Origin of the sequence: Musicola keenii (assembly GCF_014855505.1) — a bacterium.
GTDB lineage: Bacteria > Pseudomonadota > Gammaproteobacteria > Enterobacterales > Enterobacteriaceae > Musicola > Musicola paradisiaca.
The window spans coordinates 1-8,418 of record NZ_JAAWVW010000038.1; the positions used below are offsets into that span (position 1 = coordinate 1).

Consider the following 8,418-nt stretch of genomic DNA (forward strand, 5'->3'; position numbering starts at 1 on the left):
CCGTTAATGCCTGACCAGACTGGAGGGCTTTAAGCGCTTTATCGAAATCGAAGGGCTGGGACATATGTCATTCCTTTTTGATTATATACTACTGGAATGACACAGAATTTCTAACACTCCCGCTGGCACTGATTTTAACCAGCCTTGTGTTGTCCGCGATATCGTTGATCGTGTTGGTGATCGCTGGAGCCTGCGGGTTCTGGGGCACCTTGCTGAAGGGCCTCAACGCTTTAATGCATTACAACGCGCCATTGGTGATATATCAAAGCAGGTACTGTCCATGACATTGAGACGTTTGGAAGAAGATGGTTTTATCAGTCGTACCGTCTATTCAGGTAAGCCACTACAAGTCGTTTATGCCCTCACCGAAATAGGCGTCTCCTTCCTGACCCCGTTAAGAACGCTGCTCGACTGGGCTTGGGATAATCAACATGCCATTGCCAGGGCGCGTGAAACATTTACGCAAAACGTCAGGTGAATATCACCCGGTGCCATCGCCCCGCGTGGATATTGCCCAGTGCGGTCTATGTTCGTTCCGTTGAACGGCGTGAGCGAGTATTCGGCGACGAGGAGCTCTTCTACGGGATTATCCCCGCACATTCTGAACCAACCTTTTGATATGGAAATATTTTCCTACCCTTGCGGCGGTATTGAATACCGTGAGCGTCCAGCGATATCCCGGTTCAGATCATCCCGTATTGATAACACCGGATACCTCGCGGCATCACGGTTGTGGTCGCCATGGGCTGAAGAGGTAGAGCGTGATATGCACATAAAGCGTGCGCGAACTGCCTGACGACGGTGCAGGTGCCGTGAACGTATCAGCAGTGGATGCGCTGCCTGTCCATTCGGTTGCCTGCGGTGTTCGAATCCTGCCCAGCGCCCTATTTCTATTGATATTCATCACATTTTTTCATTTCTATGCCGAGTTTTGCACCGTGTTGCCGCAGGGTGCAGCACGGTAAAACGCATTGTTTTTTACTCTGGCACAGCTCTTGCTATATCTCTGCTAACAATTTATCGCGGTTTTTCCCCGCTAATGGCGGCGTGGGAGGAACCTTCGGGCAAAGGCGTCCATAAGCATGCGGATTTCGCATGTCTTGTGGGCGCCTTTTTTATTTTTCGCCGCGGCAGTGGCGCAATGGCTGAGGTGTCGTCAATGAGTGATTCCCAATCCCCCAAAACATTTTCCCGTCGTCAGTTTTTGGCGGGCAGCGCCGCACTGGGCGGCACGCTGCTGCTGCCGGGGGTGATGAACCACGCCTGGGCGGCGGGTTCCGACGCGCCGGAAAAAAAAGACGTCCGGGTGGGCTTTATTCCGCTTACCGACTGCGCTTCCGTGGTGATGGCGGCGGTAAAAGGGTTCGACAAAAAATACGGCATCACCATCGTCCCCAGCAAAGAAGCCAGCTGGGCCGCGGTACGGGATAAGCTGGTATCGGGCGAGCTGGACGCCGCTCACGTACTCTACGGCCTGGTGTATGGCTTACAGGTCGGCGCGGGCGGCCCACAACACAACATGGCTTCGCTGATGACCATCAACAATAACGGGCAGGGCATCACGCTGGCCAACACGCTGCGCGAAGCCGGCGTGACGGATGGCGCCAGCCTGAAAAAATACATCGCCGCCAGCCCGGCGGGCACCTATACCTTCGCTCAGACCTTTCCCACCGGCACCCACGCCATGTGGCTCTATTATTGGCTGGGCGCCGCCGGCATCAATCCGTTTGACGACGTGCGCACGGTGGTGGTGCCGCCGCCGCAGATGGTGACTAACATGAAGATCGGCAACATGAGCGGTTACTGCGTGGGCGAACCCTGGAACCAGCGCGCCATCATCGAAGGGTTGGGATTTACCGCCGCCACCTCGCAGGACATCTGGCCGGATCATCCGGAAAAAATTCTCGGCACCACCGCCGACTGGGTCAACGCCAACCCCAATACCGCCCGCGCACTCACCGCCGCGGTGCTGGAAGCGTCGCGCTGGATCGATGCCTCCGACGATAACCGGCGGGAAACCGCCCGTGTCATCGCCGGTCGCGCCTACGTCAACACCCAGGAAGAGGCCATCGTCGGCCGCATGCTCGGCCAGTACGACAACGGCGCCGGTCGGGTCTGGCAGGATGCGCACGCCATGCAGTTTTACCGCGGCGGCGAGGTGAACTACCCCTGGTTGTCCGACGGCATGTGGTTCCTGACCCAGTTCAAACGTTGGGGGCTGGCGGCACAGGCGCCGGATTATCTGGCCGTGGCGCGCCAGGTTAACCGCATCGATATCTACCGGCAGGCCGCCAGCGCGGTGGGTAATGTGCCGCTGCCCGGTAGCGACATGCGCAGCAGCGTGCTGATTGATGGAAAGCGCTGGGACGGCAGCGATCCCACCGGTTATGCCAACAGCTTTAGCGTGAAAAAATAACGGAGCACGACGATGAAAATGCAGACCAATGTCATCCCTCTTACGCCGGAGCAAGACGCGCCGGTCGTCAGCGCGGAGATCGTCTCTCTGCCGGAAAATACGGTCAAAACGGTCGACGTCACACCGGTAGCGCCGGTGGTTGCGCCGTGGTCGCGTCTCACTCGCGTACTGAGTCTGGTTTTACCGGGCATGTTGGGGTTGTTGCTGTTGCTGGGTGTCTGGCAGTTGGCGGCGTTGAACAGCAAAGGCTTTCCCACGCCGTGGCAGACCTGGCAGGCGGCGTTGACGATTTTTGCCGACCCGTTTTACATCGCCGGCCCTAACGATCAGGGCATCGGCTGGAACGTGTTGGCGTCGATTCGGCGCGTCGCGGTCGGCTTCGGCCTGGCGGCGTTGGTGGGGATCCCCGCCGGTTTCCTGATCGGCCGTTTCCGGTTTATGGCGGCGATGTTCAACCCGCTGATTGCGCTGTTGCGCCCGGTCAGCCCGCTGGCCTGGCTGCCGATCGGGCTGCTGTTGTTCCAGCGCGCCGAACCGGCGTCCAGCTGGACCATTTTCATTTGTTCTATCTGGCCGATGATCCTGAATACCGCCGAGGGGGTACGCCGTATCCCGCAGGATTACCTCAATGTGGCGCGGGTGTTGCGCCTGTCCGAATTCACCATCATGTACAAGATTCTGCTGCCTGCGGTGCTGCCGAGCGTCTTGACCGGTGTGCGTCTGTCCATCGGCATCGCCTGGCTGGTGATCGTGGCGGCTGAAATGCTGACCGGCGGCGTCGGTATCGGCTTCTGGATCTGGAACGAGTGGAACAACCTCAATGTGCCCAACATCATCATCGCCATCCTCATCATCGGCGTGGTGGGGCTGCTGCTGGAACAGGGGCTGATGCTGCTGGCCCGCCGCTTCAGTTACGAAAACCGTTAAGGAGAGCCCGATGCGCCAACAACCGATTATCCGTATTCAGCAAGTCAGCCAGCGGTTTACCACCGCCAGCGGGCCGTTTCTGGCGCTGGATAACGTGAGTTTTGATATCCATACCGGCGAAACCCTGAGCCTCATCGGCCACTCCGGCTGCGGCAAGTCCACGCTATTGAACCTGATCGCCGGGCTGACGCTGCCGAGCAGCGGCGGCCTGCTGTGCGACAACCGTGAAATCGTCGGCCCCGGCCCGGAGCGGGCGGTGGTGTTCCAGAACCATTCGTTGCTGCCGTGGCTCACCACCTACGACAACGTAGCGTTGGCGGTGCGGCAGGTGTTCCGCGGCCAGATGAGCAAGGCGGAGATGCATGAGTGGATCGTGCACAACCTGGAACGGGTGCATATGGGGCACGCGCTCGACAAACGCCCGCACGAGATTTCCGGCGGCATGAAACAGCGGGTGGGCATCGCCCGCGCGCTGGCGATGAAGCCCAAAGTGCTGCTGATGGACGAGCCGTTCGGCGCGCTGGATGCGCTGACCCGCGCCCATCTGCAGGATGCGGTAATGGAGATCCAACAGCGACTGAACACCACCATCGTCTTGATTACCCACGACGTCGATGAAGCGGTGTTGCTGTCCGACCGGGTACTGATGATGACCAACGGCCCGGCGGCGACGGTCGGTGAAATCATGACGGTGGATCTGGCGCGACCGCGCTCGCGCGTAGCGCTGGCGGATGAGCCTCGCTATCACCAGTACCGTCAGCAGGTGCTGCATTTTTTGTACGAGAAGCAGCCGCACGCGGCATAAGGCGCAGGAGGCAGCATGAGCATTCGTCTGGTGATTATCGGCAACGGCATGGCCAGCGCCCATCTGGTGCGGCGTCTGGGGGAGCTGGCGCCCCGGATCTACCACGTTGTGGTTATCGACAGTGAGCCGCGCGCCAGCTATAACCGCGTACTGCTCTCCCCGGTGCTTGGCGGGGAAAAAACGTTCGCCGATACCGTGCTGGCATCACCTTCGCCCGCGCTGCGGGTGGACTACCTGACCGGCGAGAAAGTGCTGCGTATCGATCGTTGCGCTCGCGAACTGACGACGGAACATCGTCGCCTGCGCTACGACCATCTGGTGATTGCCACCGGTTCACGACCTTTTATGCCGCCGCTGCCGGGCATCGAGCTGCCGGGCGTAATGGGTTTTCGCACGCTGGATGATGTGGAACGGATGTTGGCGGCGGTGCATCAGGGACGATCTGTTGTGGTGATCGGCGGCGGCCTGTTGGGGATCGAGGCGGCAGCGGCGTTGCGTCAGCGCGGTGCCGACGTCACCTTGCTGCATCGTCACCCGCACCTGATGGAGCGCCAGTTGGACGGCGCTGCCAGCGCGTTGTTGCAAGAGAACCTCGCCGCGCGCGGGATCCGCTGCCTGACCGGCGTTCAGGTCTCGGCACTGGTGGGAACCTCGCAGGTGGATGCGGTCATGCTGGCGCAGGGAGAGCGCGTTTCAGCCGGTCTGGTGGTGATCGCCACGGGGGTGCAACCCGTGATTGAACTGGCGCGGGACGCCGGTTTGCCGTGTGGTCGCGGCATTCTGGCGGATGGTCAGCTGCGCACGGTGGATGACGCCGTCAGCGCGCTGGGGGAGTGCAGTGAAGTAAACGGTGAAACCGTCGGGTTAGTAGCGCCCTGTCTGGCGCAGGCCAAGGTATTGGCGCACCGGCTGGCGGGACAACCGATCGCCGACTATGTCCCGACGCCGCTGGCGACCCGTCTCAAGGTGAGCGGGGTGGATGTGGTCAGCGCTGGCGCGCTGGAGCCGCAGGCCGACGATCGCCAGTACACCCTTTCCGATCCGCTTAGCGGTCACTACCGCCGACTGATTTTTCGTGATGGCCGCCTGTGCGGCGCATTGCTGTATGGCTATGTCGGCGATAGCGCGTCGTTATTGTCAGCCATGGAGGCCGACAACGTTCCGGTTCCCGCCTCGTTGCTGCTGGCCAGCCCTTTTTCTGATGAACAGCCTGAAGCTGTAAGGACGTCTGTGATGAGTAAACCCGTATTGGTGGTGGTTGGACACGGTATGGTTGGACACCATTTTCTTGAGCAATTGGTGGAACGTAACCTGCACCGGGATTACCACATTGTGGTGTTTGGCGAAGAACGCCACCCCGCGTATGACCGGGTTCATCTGTCGGAATATTTTGCCGGACGCAGCGCCGCCTCGCTGTCGCTGGTCAGCACGGGATTTTTCGAGCAGCACGGTATTGAACTGCGCGTCGGCTGCGCCGTAGCGGCGATTGATCGGCAGCGCCGCTGTGTGCGTGACGCCGCCGGTCGTGAGACCGCCTACGATCGACTGGTGCTGGCCACCGGTTCTTATCCGTTCGTCCCGCCGATTGACGGCAGCGATCATCCCGGCTGTCTGGTTTATCGCACGCTGGATGATCTCGACGCCATCGCCGCACAGGCGCGTGAAGCCCGTAGCGGTGTGGTGATCGGCGGTGGCCTGCTGGGGCTGGAAGCCGCTAACGCGCTGCGTCAGCTCGGGTTGGAAACCCATGTGGTGGAATTCGCGCCGCGCCTGATGGCGGTACAGCTGGACGACGGCGGCGCGGCATTGCTGAAGCGCAAGATTGAAGCGCTGGGCGTGCGGGTGCACACCGGCAAAGAAACCCGCGCCATACAGACCGGCGAGCAGGCCCGCTATCGGCTAGCGTTTGCCGACGGTAGCCAGCTTGAAACGGACATGGTGCTGTTCTCCGCCGGTATTCGGTCGCAGGATCGCCTGGCGCGTGACGCCGGGTTGACGCTTGGCCCGCGCGGCGGCGTGTTGATTGACGATCGCTGTTGCACCGCCGACGCGGATATTTTCGCCATTGGCGAATGCGCGCTGTGGCAGGGGCAGATGTTCGGGCTGGTGGCGCCGGGGTATCAGATGGCGCGTGTCGTGGCGGACGGGCTGGCGGGTAAGACGAGCGCGTTTACCGGCGCGGACATGAGCACCAAGCTCAAACTCCTGGGGGTGGATGTGGCGTCCATCGGCGACGCCCACGGCGCGACGCCGGACAGCCAGAGTTACCAGTGGAACGATGGCCCGCGGGAGGTTTACAAGAAAATCATCGTCTCGGCGGACGGGAAACGGCTGCTGGGGGCGGTTCTGGTGGGCGACAGCAGTGATTACAGCACCCTGTTGCAGATGAAACTCAACGACATGCCATTGCCTGCGCAGCCGGCGTCGCTGATCCTGCCGGCGCTGGACGGCGCGGCGCCGAAAGCGCTCGGGGTGGCGGCGTTGCCGGACAGCGCCCAGATCTGCTCCTGCCATAACGTCACCAAGGCGGATATCTGTGCCGCGGTGGACGCGGGTTGCACCGATCTGGCGTCGTTAAAAGCCTGTACCAAGGCGGGCACCGGCTGTGGTGGCTGTGTGCCGCTGCTCAAGCAGGTGATGGAGTACCAGCTTGCGCAATCCGGCATTGAAGTGAAAAAGGATGTCTGCGAGCACTTCGCTTATTCGCGTCAGGAGCTGTATCACCTGATCCGCGTGCACCAAATTCGTCACTTCGACCAGCTGCTGGCTCGATTCGGACAGGGGTTGGGCTGTGAAATTTGTAAGCCGCTGGCGGGCTCCATGCTGGCATCCTGCTGGAACGACTATGTGCTCAGCCCGGATCATCTGCCGTTGCAGGATACTAACGATCGTTTCCTGGCCAATATTCAAAAAGACGGCACCTATTCGGTGGTGCCGCGCGTGCCCGGCGGCGAAATCACCCCGCAGGGGTTGATCGCCATCGGCGAGGTGGCGCAGCGCTATCGGCTTTACACCAAGATCACCGGCGGACAACGTGTCGATTTGTTCGGCGCACGGCTGGAACAGCTGCCGGATATCTGGCAGACGCTGATCGACGCCGGGTTTGAAACCGGCCACGCTTATGGTAAGTCGCTGCGCACGGTGAAATCCTGCGTCGGTTCGACCTGGTGCCGCTACGGCGTGCAGGATTCCACCACGCTGGCGATTGCGCTGGAGCACCGCTACAAAGGTCTGCGCTCGCCGCACAAAATCAAAATGGCGGTCTCCGGCTGTACCCGCGAGTGCGCGGAAGCGCAGGGCAAGGATATCGGCGTCATCGCCACCGACAAGGGCTGGAATCTGTACGTGTGCGGCAACGGCGGCATGAAACCGCGTCATGCCGACCTGTTCGCCAGCGATCTGGATACCGCCATGCTGATCCGGCTGATCGACCGGGTGCTGATGTTCTATATCCGCACCGGCGACCGGCTGCAACGCACCAGTACCTGGCTGGATAATCTGGACGGCGGCGTCGACTACCTGCGGGCGGTGATCATCGACGATAGCCTCGGTATCGCGGCGGAGCTGGAAAGCGAGATGCAACAGGTGGTCGACAGCTATCAGTGCGAATGGCGTACCACCGTCACGCAACCGGATCGTCGGGCGCTGTTTCGCGCCTTTCTCAACAGCGATACCCCGGACGAATCGGTAGTGATGGTGCCGGAGCGCAACCAGCCACGGCCGGCCAGACCGGAAGAAAAAACGCCGCCGACGTTACGGATAGACGGCACGCAGGCCAACTGGCTGCGAGTCGGGCGCTTGAGCGATATTCCGGCGCATACCGGTATGGCGGTGCGCGTCGGGCCGCATCAGGTGGCGGTGTTCCATGCGCCGGGGCAGGGCGCTGGGCTGTTCGCGCTGGATAACCGGGAGCCGGCCAGCGGCGCCAATGTGCTGGCGCGCGGTATCGTCGGCGATATCGCGGGCGAACCGGTGGTGATTTCGCCGCTGTACAAACAGCGTTTTCGCTTACGTGACGGCGTCAGCCCGGATGATGGCCGTCTGGCGGTGCAGGTGTGGCCGGTACGTCTTGAACAGGATGACATCTGGGTAGCGAGCCAGCCGCTGGGTATGACCGTGCTGGCGGAGGCATTATGAGCGGCTGCCGCACCACCTGCCCGTATTGCGGCGTCGGTTGCGGGGTGATCGCCGATCGGCAAGCGGACGGCCCTGTCGTTATCGCCGGCGATCCGGAACACCCCGCCAACCGGGGGCGTTTGTGCGTTAAGGG

At 61.4% G+C, this 8,418-nt stretch carries 6 protein-coding genes; all 6 read left to right on the forward strand.

All coding sequences use genetic code 11. The features are described 5' to 3' along the window. Window positions 1–199 precede the first annotated feature (199 nt). Window positions 200–478 carry a winged helix-turn-helix transcriptional regulator gene (locus HEP82_RS19450; protein ID WP_407938306.1) on the forward strand — a complete coding sequence of 93 codons (279 nt, stop codon included), beginning with the start codon at window positions 200–202 and terminating at the stop codon, window positions 476–478. 681 nt (window positions 479–1,159) lie between these two features. Then, window positions 1,160–2,416, forward strand: a complete 1,257-nt coding sequence (locus HEP82_RS19455) for a CmpA/NrtA family ABC transporter substrate-binding protein (RefSeq protein WP_192459559.1) — start codon at window positions 1,160–1,162, stop codon at window positions 2,414–2,416. A 12-nt stretch (window positions 2,417–2,428) separates the two neighbouring features. Then, on the forward strand, window positions 2,429–3,343 hold the full coding sequence (gene ntrB / locus HEP82_RS19460) for a nitrate ABC transporter permease (protein WP_192459560.1): 915 nt from the start codon (window positions 2,429–2,431) through the stop codon (window positions 3,341–3,343). Between the two features lie 10 nt (window positions 3,344–3,353). Further along, complete coding sequence (locus tag HEP82_RS19465) at window positions 3,354–4,148, forward strand: ABC transporter ATP-binding protein (RefSeq protein WP_192459561.1); 795 nt, start codon at window positions 3,354–3,356, stop codon at window positions 4,146–4,148. A 15-nt stretch (window positions 4,149–4,163) separates the two neighbouring features. Further along, a complete protein-coding gene (gene nirB / locus HEP82_RS19470) occupies window positions 4,164–8,285 on the forward strand; it encodes a nitrite reductase large subunit NirB (protein WP_192459562.1) in 4,122 nt (1,373 codons plus the stop codon). Next, a partial coding sequence (locus tag HEP82_RS19475) for a hypothetical protein (protein WP_192459563.1) occupies window positions 8,282–8,418 on the forward strand: 137 nt, incomplete at its 3' end. The genes nirB and HEP82_RS19475, both read left to right, overlap by 4 nt.